The sequence below is a fragment of the Duganella sp. S19_KUP01_CR8 genome (assembly GCF_036688705.1).
Taxonomy (GTDB): Bacteria; Pseudomonadota; Gammaproteobacteria; order Burkholderiales; family Burkholderiaceae_D; genus Rugamonas.
The window spans coordinates 310,558-327,669 of record NZ_JAQQPR010000003.1 but is presented as its reverse complement, the minus strand read 5'-3'; the positions used below and the strand labels follow the sequence as shown (position 1 = coordinate 327,669).

At 68.3% G+C, this 17,112-nt stretch carries 12 protein-coding genes; 3 read left to right on the top strand and 9 right to left on the bottom strand.

Annotated features, from left to right (window positions below; all coding sequences use genetic code 11):
• Positions 1-73: 73 nt before the first annotated feature.
• The 8 genes from V6M89_RS05100 to V6M89_RS05065 form a co-directional block, all read right to left on the bottom strand.
• Complete coding sequence (locus V6M89_RS05100) at positions 74-2,083, bottom strand: alkyl/aryl-sulfatase (RefSeq protein WP_332852169.1); 2,010 nt, start codon at positions 2,081-2,083, stop codon at positions 74-76.
• A gap of 22 nt (positions 2,084-2,105) precedes the next feature.
• Positions 2,106-3,683, bottom strand: a complete 1,578-nt coding sequence (locus V6M89_RS05095) for a class I adenylate-forming enzyme family protein (protein ID WP_332852168.1) — start codon at positions 3,681-3,683, stop codon at positions 2,106-2,108.
• Positions 3,684-3,716: 33 nt separating this feature from the next.
• A complete protein-coding gene (locus tag V6M89_RS05090; protein ID WP_332852167.1) occupies positions 3,717-4,493 on the bottom strand; it encodes an SDR family NAD(P)-dependent oxidoreductase in 777 nt (258 codons plus the stop codon).
• A 20-nt stretch (positions 4,494-4,513) separates the two neighbouring features.
• On the bottom strand, positions 4,514-5,755 hold the full coding sequence (locus V6M89_RS05085) for a thiolase family protein (protein WP_332852166.1): 1,242 nt from the start codon (positions 5,753-5,755) through the stop codon (positions 4,514-4,516).
• 16 nt (positions 5,756-5,771) lie between these two features.
• Positions 5,772-6,554, bottom strand: coding sequence for an enoyl-CoA hydratase/isomerase family protein (locus V6M89_RS05080; protein WP_332852165.1), 783 nt, complete (start codon positions 6,552-6,554; stop codon positions 5,772-5,774).
• A 28-nt stretch (positions 6,555-6,582) separates the two neighbouring features.
• A complete protein-coding gene (locus tag V6M89_RS05075) occupies positions 6,583-7,260 on the bottom strand; it encodes a glutathione S-transferase family protein (RefSeq protein WP_332852164.1) in 678 nt (225 codons plus the stop codon).
• 32 nt (positions 7,261-7,292) lie between these two features.
• Positions 7,293-8,450: an acyl-CoA dehydrogenase family protein gene (locus tag V6M89_RS05070; protein WP_332852163.1), complete on the bottom strand. Its 1,158-nt coding sequence runs from the start codon at positions 8,448-8,450 to the stop codon at positions 7,293-7,295.
• 114 nt (positions 8,451-8,564) lie between these two features.
• Positions 8,565-9,698 carry a CaiB/BaiF CoA transferase family protein gene (locus V6M89_RS05065; protein ID WP_332852162.1) on the bottom strand — a complete coding sequence of 378 codons (1,134 nt, stop codon included), beginning with the start codon at positions 9,696-9,698 and terminating at the stop codon, positions 8,565-8,567.
• Between the two features lie 195 nt (positions 9,699-9,893).
• Here V6M89_RS05065 and V6M89_RS05060 point away from each other — a divergent pair, with 195 nt between their 5' ends.
• The 3 genes from V6M89_RS05060 (at position 9,894) to V6M89_RS05050 (ending at position 13,050) form a co-directional block, all read left to right on the top strand.
• On the top strand, positions 9,894-10,850 hold the full coding sequence (locus V6M89_RS05060) for a sensor domain-containing diguanylate cyclase (RefSeq protein WP_332852161.1): 957 nt from the start codon (positions 9,894-9,896) through the stop codon (positions 10,848-10,850).
• A gap of 37 nt (positions 10,851-10,887) precedes the next feature.
• On the top strand, positions 10,888-11,328 hold the full coding sequence (locus V6M89_RS05055; RefSeq protein ID WP_332852160.1) for an FKBP-type peptidyl-prolyl cis-trans isomerase: 441 nt from the start codon (positions 10,888-10,890) through the stop codon (positions 11,326-11,328).
• A gap of 105 nt (positions 11,329-11,433) precedes the next feature.
• Entirely contained in the window at positions 11,434-13,050 is a 1,617-nt protein-coding gene (locus V6M89_RS05050) for an ATP-binding response regulator (protein ID WP_332852159.1), read from the top strand.
• Between the two features lie 13 nt (positions 13,051-13,063).
• On the opposite strand, the gene V6M89_RS05045 is transcribed toward V6M89_RS05050, so the two are convergent.
• Positions 13,064-17,107 (bottom strand): response regulator, encoded by a 4,044-nt coding sequence (locus V6M89_RS05045; RefSeq protein WP_332852158.1) that lies wholly within the window; start codon positions 17,105-17,107, stop codon positions 13,064-13,066.
• Positions 17,108-17,112: the final 5 nt, after the last annotated feature.

Here is a 17,112-nt window from a genome sequence, read left to right as displayed (position 1 = left end):
CTGAGTTTGGTTCAGATAGGTTCTATGGGTTCCCGCTTTCGCGGGAACGACCTGGGTGAGGAACGTGCGGGTTTTACTTCTTTTTCAGCGGCAGCACGATTTCAAAGTCGGCCGGGAAGCTGTCCTGCAGCGACAGCAAGCGACCCAGCGCCTGCGGTTCGCCGTCGACCTTGATCAGCCCCGTTTGCAGCGCTTCTTTCGGCGCCAGTTGCTGCGCCAGGATGCGGTCCAGCGTGGCACGGCTCAGCGTCAGCGTGGCCTGGGCATCGGCGGCGTCGCGCCCGGCCTGCCAGGTCAGCGCCGAGTTTTCCAGGTTCAGCACGTAGCGCTGGTCGGCCTTGCCCGCTTCGGTGAAGTGCCAATTCAACACGATGTGCAGGCCTTCCGCCTTGGGCGCGTTCAGTCGCACGCCCATGAAATCGAAGATGTTCTCGATCGACAGTGCGCGGATGGTGTCCGGGCTGGCGGTGCGCAACGGCGGCGGCACGGTCTTGCCGCCGCTGCGCAATTCCATCGCGCCGGTCAGGTAGGCGTTGCGTTCGACCGCCGATTCGGCCTGGTAGCCCAGCTGCTCCATCGCGTCCGCGCCTAGCTCGCGCGCGGCCGCGTTGCCCGGCTCGGCCTGCACCAGGTGGTTCATCGCCTGTGCCACCCAGCGGTACTCGCCGTTGCCGTAGTCGCTGCGGGCGTGCTCCAGCACCGCCGCCGCGCCGCCACCGTAGGCGACGAACTTGCGGCCGTAATCCGCTTCGCCGAGCGCGTCGATATGCGCAGGGTTGCCGTCGTACCAGCCCATGTATTGCTGGTAGACCGCCTTGGCGTTGCGCTGCACCGAGCCGTAGTAGCCGCGCGTGTACCATTCGGATGCCAGGCTGGCCGGCACCGTGGCGCGCAGCGTCTCGGCGATCTCGACCGGCTTGTAGCCATGATTCATCAGCCGCAGCGACTGGTCGTGCAACCAGGCGTACAGGTCGCGCTGCTTGGACAGGTAGTCGACCACGCGTTGATGGCCGAACACCGGCCAGGTGTGCTGGCTGATCAGCACCTCGGTGCCGGCGCCGAAGCGCTGCAAGGCGCCGTTCAGGTATTTGGACCAGGCCAGGCCGTCGCGGATCTCGGCGCCGCGCAAGGTCAGCAGCTGGTGCTGGGTCTGCAGCGCCAGTTCGCCGGTGTCGAGCACCTTGTGCTGCGGGAAGTAGTGGATCATCTCGGCCGGCGCCTCGGTGCCCGGCGTCAGCAGGTTGACGATCTCGACGCCGTCGATGACAATGGTCTCGAGCGGCTGCGTGATTTCGCGGGTCGGGCGTATCAGGGTGATGGTGCCGTTCGACAGCGTCTTGGCGCCGCCCAGGTCGATCTGGCCCTGGGCGCTGCGCGGCAGCGTGGTGCCGAACTGGTATTCGGCGCGGCGGCTCATGGCGTTGCCGGCCATGACGTTCTCGACCACGGCGTGCTCCATGAAGCCGGCCGGCGCGATGATCTGCACCTTGCCGGCGGCGACGTCGGCCTCGCTGACGATGCCCTTGACGCCGCCGTAGTGATCGATGTGGCTGTGGTTGAAGATCACGGCCAGCACCGGCTTGCGCGGCCGGTGCCGGTAGTACAGCTCCAGCGCGTTGCGCGCGGTTTCGGCCGACAGCATCGGGTCGACGACGATCAGGCCGGTATTGCCCTCGACGATGGTCATATTGGTCAGGTCCAGCCCGCGCACCTGGTACATGCCGTCGGTGACCTGGTACAGGCCGTTGCTCATGCCCTTGCGCGCCTGCACCCACAGGCCGGGGTTGACGGTGGCCGGCGCGGCGGCCGTTTGCAGGAATTCATAGCCCTTGAGGCCGTAGACCAGCTTGCCGTCGGCGGCGCGCGTCTCGGCGTCGGGCAGGCTGCCCAGGTAGCCGTGGGCGATGTCGGCGGCGATGGCCGGATCGTCGGCCGGCAGGCTGCGCGCGAACGCCGCCTGCGCCGCGATGGTGGCCGGCGTGGCCGGCTTGGGCTGGGTTGGCAACGCCGGCTGGGCCTGCGCCAGCGCGCCCTGATGCAGCATGCCGGCCAGCAGGCTGGCCAGCAGTGGAGTCGTCTTCATGGGTTTTCCTTGGAGTGAGGGATCAGCCGACCTTGCGGTCCATGCCTAGCCAGTATTTCTCGCGCACTTCGCGCCGCAGCACCTTGCCGACCACCGAGGTCGGCAGCATATCGACCAGCACCAGCGTCTTGGGCGTCTTGTAGCCGCCCAGGATGGCCTTGGCGTGCTCGATCAGCGCGGCCGGCGCGACCACGGCGCCGGCGCGCAGCACCACCTCGGCATGCACCGCCTCGCCCCATTCGGCGTGCGGCACGCCGATCACGGCGGCCATCATCACCGCCGGATGCGAGGCCAGCGCCGCCTCGACCTCGACCGCGTAGACGTTGAAGCCGCCGCTGATGATCATGTCTTTGATGCGGTCGACGATGTGCAGGTAGCCGTCGGTGTCCAGCCGGCCCAGGTCGCCGGAGCGCCAGGCGCCGTTCTCGAACTCGGCGGCGGTGGCCTCCGGATCGTTGTAATAGCCCTTGATGATGGCCTGGCTGCGGATGCGGATTTCGCCGATGGCGCCGGGCGCCACTTCCTTGCCCAGCTCGTCGGTGATGATCAGCTCCACGCCGGGCGTGATGCGACCGGCCGAACCCAGGCGCGCCAGCGCGGCGGCGTCGTCCGGCCGGTGCTCGGCCTTGTCCAGCACCGAGACGAACATCGGCACCTCGGTGGCGGCGTAGCCCTGGGCGAAGATCTGGCCGAAGCAGCCGACCAGTTCGCCCAGCTTGGTCGGGCTCATCGGCGCGGCGCCGTAGATCAGCGTGGTCAGCGAGCTCAGGTCGCGCGGCGCGGCGCGCTGCAGCTCCAGCAGGCGGTACAGCACGGTCGGCACCAGGAAGGAGTGCGTGACGCGCTCGGCCTCGGCGATGCGGCGCCATTGTTCCAGGTCGAGCTGGTTCATGGTGATGCTGGCGCCGCCGGCAAAGAAGGTCGGGAAGAAGGTGATCAGGGTGCCGTGCGACAGCGGCGCCACGTGCAGCAGCCGGGTGCGGGCGTTGAAGGCGAAGTCGGTGTTGATGAAGCCGCCGTCGCGCGAGGCCAGGATGTTGTCCGGCGCGTACATCGCGCACTTGCTCTTGCCGGTGGTGCCGCCGGTGAAGCGCAGCATGAAGATATGCTTTGCCGTATCGAGCTCGACGTCGTTGTCGGCGTCGGATGCGGCGTCCACCAGGTCCCAGAACGCGTGCACACCGGGTTTGCCGGCGGCCGGCCCATCCATCACGACGATCTCGCAGCCGAGGCCGCGCAAGGTGTCGTAATAGCTGTCGAGCAGGCGGGTCTCGATGAACACCACCTTGGGCGCGACCTGGCGCACCTGGCGCGCATGCTCCTCCAGCGGATCGCGCAGGTTGGTCATGGCCACCGTGGCTTCCTGTTTGAACACGGTGGGGAACATCAGCAGGCTGAGGTTGTCGTTATCGAGGATCAGCAGGAAGCGGTCGCCCCGGCCCAGCGCCAGCGGACCGCGCAGCGCGTTGGCGATGCGGTTGGTCAGCAGGTGATACTGGCGATAGCTGTAGCGGCGCTGGCGTTCGACGTTGACGATCGCTTCCTGCTCGCCGAAGCGCTGCGCCATCAGGCGCATCACGCGGCAAAAATTCATCTTCATGGGCGGCTCCGTGGCGGCGATGCAATGAATGGATCAGCGCGCGCGCAGGCGTGCGGCGCCGTCCAGGCGGATGGTCTCGCCGTTGACGTAGGCGTTTTCGATGATGTAGGCGCAGGTGTGGGCGAACTCGCGCGGATCGCCGAGGCGCTTGGGCGCCTCCATCGCGTCCTTCAGCGCGGCCAGCACTTTTTCATCCAGCGCCGCCACCATCGCGGTCAGGAACAGGCCGGGCGCGATGGCGTTGACGCGCACGCCCACCGACGCCAGCTCGCGCGCGGCCGGGATGTTCATGCCGATCACGCCGGCCTTGGTGGCGCCGTAGGCCGACTGGCCGATCTGGCCTTCGTAGGCCGCGCCGGACGAGATGTTGATCACCACGCCGCGCTCCTCGCCGCCTTCGGCCTCGTTCTTCGCCATCTTGGCGGCGCACTTGGACATGACGTTGAACACGCCGTTCAGGTTGACGGCGGTGGTCTTGGCGAACTTGGCCAGCGGCGCGGCGTTGCCGTCGCGGTCGAGCACCTTGAAGCCGCTGGCGATGGCCGCGCCGTTGATGCAGACGTGGATGGCGCCGAAGCGCACCATGACGGCCTCGGTGGCGGCATGCACCGACGCCTCGTCGGCGACGTCGGTGGCGACGAACATCGCGCGCTCCCCGCCCAGCGCCTTGACGGCGCGCTCGCCGGCTTCGACGTCCTGGTCGAAGATGGCGATACGGGCGCCTTTTTCGGTCAGCAGGTAGTTGGCGGTGGCCAGGCCCAGGCCGGAGGCGCCGCCGGTGATGACGACGACTTTGTCTTGAATACGCATGATGGATTTCCTTGGTTGGATTAGTGTTTGGCCAGCAGGGTGACGGCGACCACGGCTTCTTCGATGCCGAACAGGCCGCCGCCGTTTTCGTGGGCCGCGATGCGGGCGCCGACCACCTGGCGCTGGCCGGCCTCGCCGCGCAATTGCGTGACCAGCTCGTGCAGCTGGCCCAGGCCGGTGGCGCCGATCGGATGGCCCTTCGATTCCAGGCCGCCGGACGGGTTGATCGGCATGCGGCCGCCGATGCTGAAGTCGCCGCGCTCGGCGGCCGGGCCGCCTTCGCCGAACGGCACCAGCATCAGCGATTCGGCGTTGAGGATTTCGCCGATGGCCGAGGCGTCGTGCACCTCGGCGACGTCGACCTCGGCCGGCGAGACGCCGGCGATTTCGTAGGCTTTCCTGGCCGCCAGGTGGGCGACGATTTTCTGCGGCTCGTCCAGGCCGCGGTCGCTGCCGGTCTGGATCACGCTGGCCAGCACGCGCACGGCGCGGCCGGCGGCGCCGTTCAGGCGTTTCAATCCGGCGGCGTTGCACAGCACCACGGCGGCGGCGCCGTCGCTGATCGGCGAGCACATCAGGGTGGTCAGGGGGTAGGCGATAGGTGGCGAGGCCAGCACTTCCTCGATGCTGAAGGCCTTCTGGAACTGCGCCAGCGGGTTGTGCACCGAGTGCGCGTGGTTCTTGGCGGCGACGGCGGCGATCTGGCGCTGGGTGGTGCCGTAGCGCCGCATGTGGTTGCGGCAGATGGCGGCGTAGACGTCCATGAACACGCTGTACGGGCGCTCCGACATCGAGCCCGGCGGCGGCGTCACGCCGTCGCCCATGGCCAGCAAGGTGGCCTTGTTCTGCTCGACGGTGCTGACGTCCCAGCCGCCGTCGAAGGCGGAAAACATCTTGGCCTTGTCGGCGATGTTCATTTTTTCCGCGCCCACCGCCAGCGCGATGTCGCAGCTGCCCGCCTGCAGCGCCACGGTGGCCAGGTTGAAGGCCGACGACCCGGAAGCGCAGGCGTTTTCCACCGTGAACACCGGGATGCCCTGGATGCCCAGACGGCGCATGGCGATCGGGCCGGGGATCGCGGTCTGGCCCTGGAACTGGCCGTTGGTCAGCGTGCCGTAGTAGGCCGCGCCCAGCTGCGCCTTGTCGCAGCCGGCGTCGTCCAGCGCCAGGCCGACCGCTTCGGCTATCAGGTCGTACAGGCTGCGTTCGAGGTGGCGGCCGAACGGCGTCATGCCGACGCCGACGATGTAGATTTCGCTCATGTGATGTCCTTGCTGTTTAGCGGCCCTGGAACTGCGGCGCGCGTTTTTCGGAGAAGGCTTGCAGGCCTTCGCTCAGGTCGTAGGAACGCAGGTGCTGGCGCAGCATCACCTGTTCGTGCAGCAGCGCGTCGGCGCTGCTCTTGTCGGCCGAGGTGCGCGCCACCTGCTTCATGCGCTGCATGACGATCGGGCTGTTCTGGGCGATGCGCGCGGCCAGCTTGAGCGTGGCGTCGGCCAGCTCGGCGGCCGGATGGACTTCGGCCACCAGGCCGCAGGCCTTCATGTCGGCGGCGCTCAGCGATTTGCCGGTCAACAGCAGGTACATGGCCTGGTTCAGCGGGATCAGGCGCGGCAGGATGGCGGCGCCGCCGGCGCCCGGGTAGACGCCGAAGTTGGCGTGGGCGTCGCCGATGGTGGCGCTGTCGGCGGCGACGATGATGTCGGCGCACATGGCGATCTCAAGGCCCCCGGCCATGGTCACGCCGTTCAGTGCGGCGATCACTGGCTTGCCGAAGTTGCGCAGCGTATCGAGCACGCTGCGTGCGCGGTCGAGGAAGTCGGCCTCGCCCGGCGCCGGCGCGCCGCTGGCCAGCGCTTCCTTGAGGTCGGCGCCGGCGCAGAAGGCCGGGCCGGCGCCGGTGACAACCAGCACCCGCAGCGCCGGGTCGGCAGCGACCTGGCCCAGCAACTGGTCCAGGCGCGCCAGCATGGCCAGGTTCATGGCGTTCATGGCCTTGGGGCGGTTCAGGGTCAGGCGTGCGACCGGACCGATGATTTCAAAATGTACTACGTCGTCCATATGGTTCTCCTTGTGTTGTGCGATGCACCTAGGCGCTCATGGCCGTCAGCCAGTTGCACAGGTGCGGGCGGGCGTGGATGACGGCCCGCCGGTGGCTGGTGCGGATGATTTCATCGAGCATGGCGGCCACGGCGATGTCGGCGATGGTGGTGTGCTCGCCGACCAGGCGCGGGCTGTGTTCCAGCAACGCGTCCAGGCTGTCCAGGTGTTGTGCGAACAGGCGGTCGACCTCGGCCTCCGTCAGCCGCCCCAGGCCCTGGGCGCGCAAGCGGGCGCGGTAGTCGAGGCGCAGCAGCGGCACGATCAGGTAGCGTTCCCATGGCGGGCGGCCGGCGCAGATCGACGCCGCCGACGCCTTCAGCGCGGCGGCGTCGTGGACGCGGAAATACACCTCGAACCAGAACAGCGATTCGTCGGCCCAGTCTTCCCACATCAGGGCCGTCGCGCGCTGCGCTGGCTCGGCGGGAAATAGCGGATGGTCGGGGTGGCGTTGCTCGATGAAGGCGGCGATGCGCGAACTGTCGGCGATGCGTGTGCCGCCATAGTCCAGCACCGGCAGCTTGCCCGGCGGCGTCAGCCGGCGTACGCGCAGCGCGCGCAGGCCGTTGTAGTCGCAGGTCTGGAAAGCCAGCCGCTTGTGGCGCAGGATGCGCCTGACCTTGCCGCAGTAGGGCGAGATCTCCCATTGGTGCAATACGATCTCCATGCTTGCCACCTCGTGCTCGCCTGGCGGCGGGTTCAGAACGCGTTGACGCCGGTCAGGGCGCGGCCGATGATCAACTGCTGCATTTGCGACGTGCCTTCCGGGATGGGCGTGACGATGGCTTCGCGCGCCAGCTTCTCGACCAGGAATTCGGTGGTCAGGCCGTTGCCGCCGTGGATCTGCACCGCCTGGCGCGCGACGGTGACGCCGATTTCGCAGGCGAAGTACTTGGCCATCGCCGCTTCCATCTCGGCCGGCACGCCGCGCTCGATCATCTCGGCGGCGCGGTAGGTCAGCAGGCGGGCGGCGTCGACCTTGGTGGCCATGTCGGCCAGCATGCCGGAGATCAACTGGTGGCCGGCGATGACCTTGCCGTGCTGCTTGCGCTCCTTGGCGTACTTGACCGCTTCCTCCAGCGCGCGGCGGGCCACGCCCAGACCCTGGCCGGCGACGAACACGCGCGAACGCTCGAAGAAGGACAGCGTGTTCTTCAGCGCCTCGCCTTCGTTGCCGATCATATTGGTGGCTGGCACGCGCACGTCGTCGAGGAAGATCTGCGCGGTCGACTGGCTGTTCCAGGCCAGCTTGTGGATGTTGCGCACCTCGTAAGGATGTTCCTTGCGGTCGAGCAGGAAGTGGGTCAGGCCCTTGCGCGGATCGTCGCCGGTGCGGCAGGTGCAGATCAGGAAGTCGGAATAGGCGCCGTTGCTGATCCAGGTCTTCTCGCCGCTGATGATGTAGTGGTCGCCGTCGCGGCGGGCGCGGGTCTTGATCTCCAGCACGTTGGAGCCGACGTCCGGTTCCGAGATGCCGACGCTGACGAAGGACGAGCCGTCCAGCAGGCCAGGCAGGTAGCGCTCGCGCAGGTGCTGCGGCGCCAGCTTGGACAGCATCAGCGCGCCGAAGGAGTTGATCAGCACCGGCACCGACATGTCGATCGACGTCGCGGCCACTTCCTCGAACAGCTGGATCATGGTCAGCCAGTCGATGCCCATGCCGCCATGCTCTTCGCTGATGGTGCCCGACACCAGGCCGAACTGGGTCAGCTTGCCCATCAGCTCGGCCATTTTCTCGCGCGGCACGAACTGGTCGCGGTATTGCTTGTGGAAGACGTCGTTGACTTCGTCCGCCAGGTAGCGCTTCAGTCCATCGACTGCGCCTTGTTGTTCTTCGGTTCTGAATACGTGACCCATGCTGTCTCCTTAGTGAATGATCGATAGTAGAAATGGGGCGGGGCGGGCGCAGGTCATTGCAGCGAAAGGCGCGGTCCGGCCAATCGCCGCAGTGCAGGTTGTCGCTTGGCCGCGTCAGCCCTGGTGCAGCAGGCCGGCGATGGCCGCCTCGTCGAGGCCGGCCGCGCGCAGGATCTCGGCGCCGTGCTCGCCGCGCCGCGGCACCGGGCCGGGCAGCGGGTCGGGGCTGCCGGAAAAGCGTGGCGCCGGCCGCGCCTGCAGGATGCCGTCGCGCTTGAAGTACACGTTGCGCGCCGTCATATGCGGATGGCGCGCGGCCTCGGCCGGCGTCAGCACCGGCGAGAAGCAGGCGTCGCTGCCTTCCATCAAGTCGACCCAGTACTGGCGCGGCTGGCTGGCGAAGATGCCGGCCAGTCGGGCGCGCAGGGCGCTCCAGTGGCGCGGATCGTAGGGGTGCTGGAATTCGGGATCGTCCGCCAGCCCGAGCTGCCGGAACAGCAGCGCGCTGAATTGCGGTTCCAGCGCGCCGATGCTGATGAACAGGCCGTCGGCGCAGGCATAGCTGCCGTACCAGTGCGGTCCGTCGAGCAGGCCGCAGCCGCGTTCCATCGGCTGCTGGCCGGCCGCGTGGGCCGACAGCAGCAGGTTCATCAGGTTGGCGCTGCCGTCGACGATGGCGGCGTCGATCACCTGGCCGACGCCGTGTGCGCGCGCATGCAGCACGGCGGCCAGGATGCCCATCGCCAGATACAGTGCGCCGCCGCCCAGGTCGCCGACCAGGGTCGGCGGCGCCATCGGCGCGCTACCGGGAGCGCCCGAGTACCACAGCGCGCCCGACAAGGCGATGTAGTTGATGTCATGGCCGGCCGCCTGCGCCAGCGGGCCGTGCTGGCCCCAGCCGGTCATGCGGCCGTAGACCAGCGCCGGATTGCGCGCCAGGCACACCTCGGGCCCGAGTCCCAGCCGCTCCATGACGCCGGGGCGCATGCCCTCGATCACGACGTCGGCCTGTTCGATCAGCCGCAGCACCGCCTCGATCGCCGCCGGATCCTTCAGGTCCAGCGCCAGCGAGCGTTTGCCGCGGTTGACGATGGCGTTCTTGCCGAGGTCGAGCGGATCGCCGGCCTTGCCGCCGGCGCGCTCGACCAGCGTCACTTGCGCGCCCATGTCGGCCAGCAGCATGCCGCAAAACGGCCCCGGTCCTATTCCCGCGATTTCGACGACCCGCAGTCCATCCAGTACAACCATGGTATTTCCCTCATGAAGTGAAAACAGGCGTGCCTGTTTGTTGATGAGGTCAGTTTTTCATGGTGCAACTACTGGCGCTGGTCACGGCAGTCAAATCAATGGTCCGGCCAACCGGCGGGGGGCGCGAGAGGATAGCCGTATGAGGTCGCCATATTTAGTGCACAATGATGCCGTCCCTGCTCATTCAAGTGATTCATGACCTCTCCGCATCCAGCCTCCGAAGCCGTCGCCAACACCGATCCGCTCGTTTATCGCACCCTGCTTGAGTCCACCCGCGCCATCCCCTGGCGTATCGACTGGGCCACGATGAGCTTTAGCTATATCGGCCCGCAGATCGAGCAACTGCTGGGCTGGAAGCAGTCCAGCTGGCTGTCGGCGAACGACTGGGCGCAGCGGATCCACGAGGAAGACCGTCAGAAAACGGTCGATTTCTGCATCGCCCAGTCGCAAAAGGGCGTGGACCACGAAGCCGACTACCGCGCCCTGACGGCCGACGGCGACTATGTCTGGATCCGTGACGTGGTGCACGTGATGCGGCGCGCCGACGGCAGCGTCGAGGCGCTGGTGGGCTTCATGTTCGACATCACCGAGCGCAAGCAGGCCGAAGACAAGATCCTGCAACTACAGCGCGAGCTGGAAGTGCTGTCCTACCGCGACAGCCTGACCGGCGTGGCCAACCGCCGCATGTTCGACACCCTCTATCCGGTCGAATGGGCCAAGGCGCACGCCACCGGCGAGCCGCTGTCGCTGGTGGTGATCGACATCGATTACTTCAAGCAGTACAACGACCACTACGGCCACGTGCAGGGCGATGAGTGCCTGCGCCGCGTGGCCCAAGCCCTGGACACTTGCGCCTCCCGCTCGCGCGATCTGTGTGCGCGCTTCGGCGGCGAGGAGTTCATCCTGCTGCTGCCGGCCACCGACGGGGACGCCGCCCGCAACGTGGCCGAGCGCTGCCGCAAGCTGCTGGAGCGCAAGGAAATTCCGCACGCCCGCTCGGGCGTCGGCCGCATGATCACCGTCAGCATGGGCGTCGGCACCATCGTGCCCGGCGCCCACGACGACCGCAACGTCTTCCTGGACCGGGTCGACCGCCGCCTCTACCAGGCCAAGTCCGCCGGGCGCGACCGCATTTGCGACAGCGAGACTTGATGAATTGCCGATTTAACATTCCACTCGAAAGTACAAGATGAAACAATTGCTATCCACCTGTGTTATTGGACTCACCCTGACCTTGGCCCTGGCCGGTTGCGAGCGCGCCAAGGCGCCGCAAGAGGCCGCGGCCGCCGCCGCGCCTTTGCAAAAGATCGATACCGTGGTCGGTACCGGCAAGGAAGCGGTGGCCGGCGTGACCGCCGTCGTCAACTACACCGGCTGGCTGTACCTGCCGACCGCGCCGTTGCAGCACGGCGCGCAGTTCGATTCCTCGATCGGGCGCGAGGCATTCAGCTTTCCGCTCGGCGCCGGCCGCGTCATCCCGGGCTGGGATGAGGGCGTGAAGGGTATGAAAATCGGCGGCAAGCGCACGTTGATCGTGCCTGCCGCCATGGGCTATGGCGAAAACGGCGCCGGTCCGATCCCTCCGAACGCCACCCTGATCTTCGACGTCGAGCTGCTGGACGTGCGCTAGGCGCCACGGCGCCATCGGAACCGGCCGATGTGTCACGGCGGCAAAAATGCCGGATAATGGAAGCCAGCCGCCCCGCCGAGGGGCGTGGCCGACACGGGAGGACGCATGGCGCAAGTGCTGAAGGTGCTGGTGGTCGATGATGTCGAAACGATGCGCAAGGTCACGGCCGGCCAGTTGGCCGCGCTGGGCTACGGGCCGGTGGAGCTGGCCGGCGACGGCGCCGAAGCCTGGCGCATGATAGAGCGCAAGCGCTACGACCTGGTGATCTCCGACTGGAACATGCCGGCCATGAGCGGCATCGCCCTGTTGCAGCTGTTGCGGGCCAGCCCGCGCCATGTGCATACGCCGTTCATCATGATCACCGCCGAGGCCGAGCGCAGCCGCATCGAGGCGGCTATCGCCAGCGGCGTCAGCGACCTGCTGGTCAAGCCCTACACGGCCGGCCGGCTGGCCACCAGCGTCCAGCGCGCGATGGCGCACCACGTGGCACCGGCGGCGCCGGACATGCTGGCGCCCGCATCCGCGACGGCTGCCCCGGCCGTGCCGCTGGTGGCGGGCGCAGCGGCCGACCCGGTTGCCGTGCCGGCGTCCGCCATCCACCTGCCGCCGCTGGAACCGCCGCCGCCGACCCTGTTGCTGGTGGACGACACCGCCGACAACCTGCACGTGCTGGCCAATATCTTCAAGGGCCAGTACCGCATCAAGGCCGCCCACAACGGCGAGAAGGCGCTGGCGCTGTGCTGTTCCGACACGCCGCCCGACCTGGTGCTGCTGGACGTGATGATGCCCGGCCTGGACGGCTTCGAGGTGGCGCGCCGCATGCGCGAGCATCCCAGTTCCGAGAACGTGCCCATCATCTTCGTCACCGCGCTGAGCGACGACAGCGCGCGCCTGCAGGGCATGGAGCTGGGCGCGGTCGATTTCGTCACCAAGCCTATCGATCCGACCCAGCTCAAGCTGCGGGTCGACAATTTCATGCGCTATGTCGAGCTGCGCCGCCACCTGCAGGCCGACTACGACAACATGCTGGCGATCGCCCGCCTGCGCGACGACGTCGAGGCGATGACCCGGCATGACCTGAAAGGGCCGCTGGCCGGCGCCATTGGCCTGGTGCAGTCGCTGATCGACGCGGGCGACCTCGACCGGCGCCAGAACGAGCATCTGCGGCTGGCCGAGCAGGCCATGTTGCAGGTGATCGACATGGTCAACCTGTCGACCGAGTTGTACAAGATCGAGACCGGAAAATACCTGCTGCGGGCGGAGCCGCTGGCGATCAGCGACATGCTGCGGCGGGTGGTGGAGACGGCGCGCGCCACCTATGCCGGCAAGCAGCTGGTGATCGCGGTCGATACCGACTTCGACGTCGGCACCGATCCGCCGCAGGTGCTGGGCGACGCCATGCTGAGCTATTCGCTGCTCAACAACCTGATCAAGAACGCCTGCGAGGCGGCGCCGGAGCGCAGCCGGGTGATCGCCACGCTGTACGCCGGCCAGCCGGTGCGCATCGAGATCGTCAACAAGGGCGTGATACCGGAGGCGATACGGGCGCGCTTCTTCGACAAGTTCGTCACCGACGGCAAGGCCAGCGGCACCGGCCTGGGCACCTATTCGGCGCGCCTGCTGGCGCGCGCCCAGCATGGCGAGGTGGTGTTCGCGGTGGACGACGAGGCCCAGATCACCACGCTGATCATCAGCTTGCCGGCCGCGCCTTCGGCGGCGTAGTCCCGTCGGCGCTTCAGGCGGGCGGCGCCAGCGCGTCCAGCGCCAGCAGCGCCGCGTCGAAATCAAAGCGCTCGATTTCCTGGCTGACCTTGCGCAGCTGGCGCGCCAGCGGGTGCCCCTCGGCCAGGGTCTCCAGTGCGCCCAGCACTTCCAGCGCGGCGGTGTCGCTGTCGGCCAGCAGCGTACGCAGTTGATGCAGCAAGGCCGGGGCCTGCGGCGGCAACGGCGCGGACGCGGGAGGCGGCGACGCGGCGCACACCGCGCCGCCGCTGGCGCCGTTGAGTACGGCCAGGCCGGCCAGCACCGGCGCCAGTTGCTGCTCGACCGCCACCAGCAAGGACGCGATCTGGTCGTCGCCGGCGCCGGCCTTGCACGCCAGTTCCAGCGCGGTCGCCGCTGTCGCCACATCCTTGGCGCCGATATTGCCGGCCGTGCCGCGCAGCGTATGCGCCACGCGTGCCGGCGCGCTTGGATCGTCGCCGCGCCGCGCTTCGTCGAAGTTGGCGCGGAAGCGGCCCTGGCCGTCGCGGAAGCGGCCCAGCATGCGCCGGTACAGCTCCGGGCGGCCCATGCTGGTCGCCAGGCCGGCGCGCTGGTCGATGCCGGGCAAGGACGCGGGCAGGGCGTGCGCGCCGGCGGCGTCGATGGCTGCGGCGCCGGGCGCAGGCACGCCACCGGTGTCGATAAGCGGCGCGGCGGCAGGCTGCGCCGGGTGTATCCACTTGGCCATGGTGGCGAACATGGCCGCCACGTTGAGCGGCTTGGAGATATGGTCGTTCATGCCGGCCGCCAGCGCCTGTTCGCGGTCGCCCGCCATGGCGTTGGCCGTCATGGCGAGGATGGGCAGGCCGGCAAAGCGCGGCTGTGCCCGCAGTTCGCGGGTGGCGGTGTAGCCGTCCATGACCGGCATCTGGCAATCCATCAGCACGCCGTCGAAGGGCGCGCCGCCGGCCAGCAAGTCCAGCGCCTGCCGGCCGTCGCCGACGATGGTCAGCACGATGCCGGCGCTCTCCAGCAGGTCGCGCGCCAGCTCCTGGTTCATGTCGTTGTCCTCGGCCAGCAGCACGCGGGCGCCGGCCAGGCTGGCCTGGTCGGCGGCGCTGCGGTCCTGGCGCTCGGCCTGGCGGGTCTCGGCCACCACGCCCTTGCCCAGCACCTCGCCTATCGCTTCGAGCAAGGTCGACGGCGTCACCGGTTTGGTCAGCACCGCCGGCAGCACGACCTGCTGGCGCGCCGCCGCGTCCTGCGCTTCGTCGCGGCCGAAGGCGGTCACCATGATCACCGACGGGATGTGCGTGACGGCGCCGGTCTGCATGCGGTGCAGCGTTTCCACGCCGTCCATGCCGGGCATGCGCCAGTCCAGCAGCACCAGGTCGTAGGGCAGGGCCTGGTTCTCGGCCGCGACCATCGCGCGCAGGGCGCCGGCGCCGCTGTCGGCCACGTCCACCTCCAGGCCGAAGCTGCGCGCCATGGTCGACAGGATCTCGCGCGCGCTGGCGTTGTCGTCGACCACCAGCACGCGCAGGCCGAGCAGCTCGTCGGCGTGGAACATGCGGCGCGGCTGCACCTCGGTCTGGCGCCCGAACCAGGCGTGGAAGTGGAAGGTGGAGCCCTGGCCGGGCGCGCTGTCGACCCAGATCCGGCCCGCCATCAGCTCCACCAGTTTTTTCGAGATCGCCAGCCCCAGCCCGGTGCCGCCGTATTTGCGCGTGGTCGAACTGTCGGCCTGGCTGAACGACTGGAACAGCCGCTCGCATTGTTCCGGCGTCATGCCGATGCCGCTGTCGCGCACCCAGAAGTGCAGCTCGACCCGGCCGTCGATCTCGTTCAGCAGTTCGATGCCGACCACGATCTCGCCGCGCTCGGTGAACTTGGCGGCGTTGTTGCCCAGGTTGATCAGCACCTGGCCCAGCCGCAGCGCGTCGCCGACCAGCGCGGTCGGCAGGTCGGCCGGCGTGGCGAACAGCAGTTCCAGGCCCTGGTCGTCGGCCTTCAAGCCTATCATGCTGGCGAAATTCTCCAGCACGTCCTCCAGCCGGAACGGCGCCTGCTCGATGCTCATCTTGCCGGCCTCGATCTTGGAGAAGTCGAGGATGTCGTTGATGATGCCCAGCAGGTTCTCGGCCGAGCGATGCACCTTTTCGATGTAGTTGCGCTGCTTCTTGTCCAGTTCGGTCTTCAGCGCCAGGTGGCTCATGCCGATGATGGCGTTCATCGGCGTGCGGATTTCGTGGCTCATATTGGCCAGGAAGTCGCTCTTGGCGCGGGTGGCGTCCTCGGCGATCTCCTTGGCGCGCAACACCTCGGCCTCGGCCTGCTTGCGGTCGCTGATGTCGCGTACCGAGGCGCACACGCAGACGCCGCGCTCCTCGATCGCAGGCAGTCGCGACAGGCCGATCTCGATCGAGAATTCGCTGCCGTCCCTGCGCAGGCCGTGCAGGTCGGCGCCGACCGTGCCCATCTGGCGCGCGCTGCCGTGGTCGATGAAGCCGTCGCGCTCGCCGACATGGCGGCCGCGCGCCGCCAGCGGCACCAGCGTCTCGAGCGGCCGGCCGGCCAGCTCGCCGGCGTCGTAGCCGAACAGCTGGTCCAGCTGCGGATTGGTCATCATGATCTGGCCGTGGGCGTCGACCACCAGCATGCCGTCCGGCGCCGCCTCGATGATGCCGCGGTACCAGGCTTCGGTGGCCTTCAGCACCACTTGCTGCGAGGCCAGTTCGGCCGACTGGCGTTCGGTCTGTTCCAGCAGGGTGCGCACCGCCTGGTTGCGCATCTTGATTTCGATGGTCATCGCCAGCTTGGGCAGCAATTCGTCCAGCAGCGCCTGTTCGGCCTCGCCGGGCGGGTCGAAGCTGGCCATCTCCAGAACCCCCATCAGGCGGTCGGCATGCAGCAGCGGCAGCACCATCAGGTGGCGCGCCTGGGCCTGCCCCAGTTGCGACTGGATGGACGCATATTCCGGCGGCAGGCCGGTCAGCCGGCGCGGCTGGCGGTCCTGCGCGCACTGGCCCAGCAGGCCGGCGCCCAGCGCCAGCTCGGGCGCCGGCGGCCGGCCGGCGTCGGCCGCATAGCTGCCGCTGAGCAGCAATTTCTGGCCGCTGTCGTCCAGCGTGTACAGCACGCCCTGGCCGGCCCGCAACAGCGTCGCCGCCAAGGTCAGGAAGCGCTGCGCCACCTCGTCCAGCGTGTTGGCCAGTTGCAGCTCGGCCTGGATCGCCGCCTCCTGCGACTTGATCCAGCGCTGCATTTCCAGTTGCCTGGACTCGACTTGCAGCTTGGCGATGGCGCGCGCCAGGTCGCCGGTTTCGTTGCGGTAGTCGGTGTGCGGGATCTGAATGTCGAGCTGTCCGGCGGCCAGCGTGTCGACCGCCTGGCGCAGCCGGTCGACCGGACGGCGGATCGACATGCTGATCAGCGCGGCAAACAGCAGCGCCAGCGCCAGGCCGCCGATCAGCAGCGCATAGGTCAGCGTGCTGCTGGTGACGGCGAACTGGCGGATGTGGTAGATCGTGCTGCGCACGTTGGAATCCTTGACGGCGGCGATCTCCGCCAGTTGCTGGTCGGCCGTGCCCAGCGTCTGCTGGAAGCGTTCGCTGTCGAGCAGCGCGCCGGCCTCGCCGGAGCGGTGCAGGCGGACCAGTTCGAGCGCCTGGTCGGCGGTGCGCTCGACGCGCGCCAGCATGGTGTCGAAGGTTGCCAGGCGCTGCTGGTTGTCGAGCCGCAGCAGGGTGGCGCGCGCCTCGTCGTCGGCGAAATGCAGCCGTTCGCGCGCCAGGTCCAGCTGCTGCAGGGCGTCGTCGGCCGCCACCGGGTCGGGGGCGTGGGCCACCTTGTACAGGGCCAGTTCGAAGTGGGTCAGCTGGATGCGCGCTTCCTTGACCTGCACGATGCCGATCATGCCTTCGGTGAGCAGGCGCTGCATGTCGCGGTTGAGCTGGTCCTGGGTGCGCAGGCTTTGCACGCCCAGCGCCAGCGCCAGCAGCAGCATCGAGCAGAAGCCGACCACCAGTTTCTGGCGCAGGCGCAGGCGTTCGAGATACTCCAGCGGCGACCTCATGGGCA

Excerpts from the sequence above, each read along its gene's own strand:
- V6M89_RS05070 (WP_332852163.1), bottom strand. The coding sequence starts at position 8,450 with ATGGGTCACGTATTCAGAACCGAAGAACAACAAGGCGCAGTCGATGGA.
- V6M89_RS05090 (WP_332852167.1), bottom strand. The coding sequence starts at position 4,493 with ATGCGTATTCAAGACAAAGTCGTCGTCATCACCGGCGGCGCCTCCGGC.
- V6M89_RS05045 (WP_332852158.1), bottom strand. The coding sequence starts at position 17,107 with ATGAGGTCGCCGCTGGAGTATCTCGAACGCCTGCGCCTGCGCCAGAAA.
- V6M89_RS05080 (WP_332852165.1), bottom strand. The coding sequence starts at position 6,554 with ATGGACGACGTAGTACATTTTGAAATCATCGGTCCGGTCGCACGCCTG.
- V6M89_RS05100 (WP_332852169.1), bottom strand. The coding sequence starts at position 2,083 with ATGAAGACGACTCCACTGCTGGCCAGCCTGCTGGCCGGCATGCTGCAT.
- V6M89_RS05085 (WP_332852166.1), bottom strand. The coding sequence starts at position 5,755 with ATGAGCGAAATCTACATCGTCGGCGTCGGCATGACGCCGTTCGGCCGC.
- V6M89_RS05060 (WP_332852161.1), top strand. The coding sequence starts at position 9,894 with ATGACCTCTCCGCATCCAGCCTCCGAAGCCGTCGCCAACACCGATCCG.
- V6M89_RS05065 (WP_332852162.1), bottom strand. The coding sequence starts at position 9,698 with ATGGTTGTACTGGATGGACTGCGGGTCGTCGAAATCGCGGGAATAGGA.
- V6M89_RS05095 (WP_332852168.1), bottom strand. The coding sequence starts at position 3,683 with ATGAAGATGAATTTTTGCCGCGTGATGCGCCTGATGGCGCAGCGCTTC.
- V6M89_RS05075 (WP_332852164.1), bottom strand. The coding sequence starts at position 7,260 with ATGGAGATCGTATTGCACCAATGGGAGATCTCGCCCTACTGCGGCAAG.
- V6M89_RS05055 (WP_332852160.1), top strand. The coding sequence starts at position 10,888 with ATGAAACAATTGCTATCCACCTGTGTTATTGGACTCACCCTGACCTTG.
- V6M89_RS05050 (WP_332852159.1), top strand. The coding sequence starts at position 11,434 with ATGGCGCAAGTGCTGAAGGTGCTGGTGGTCGATGATGTCGAAACGATG.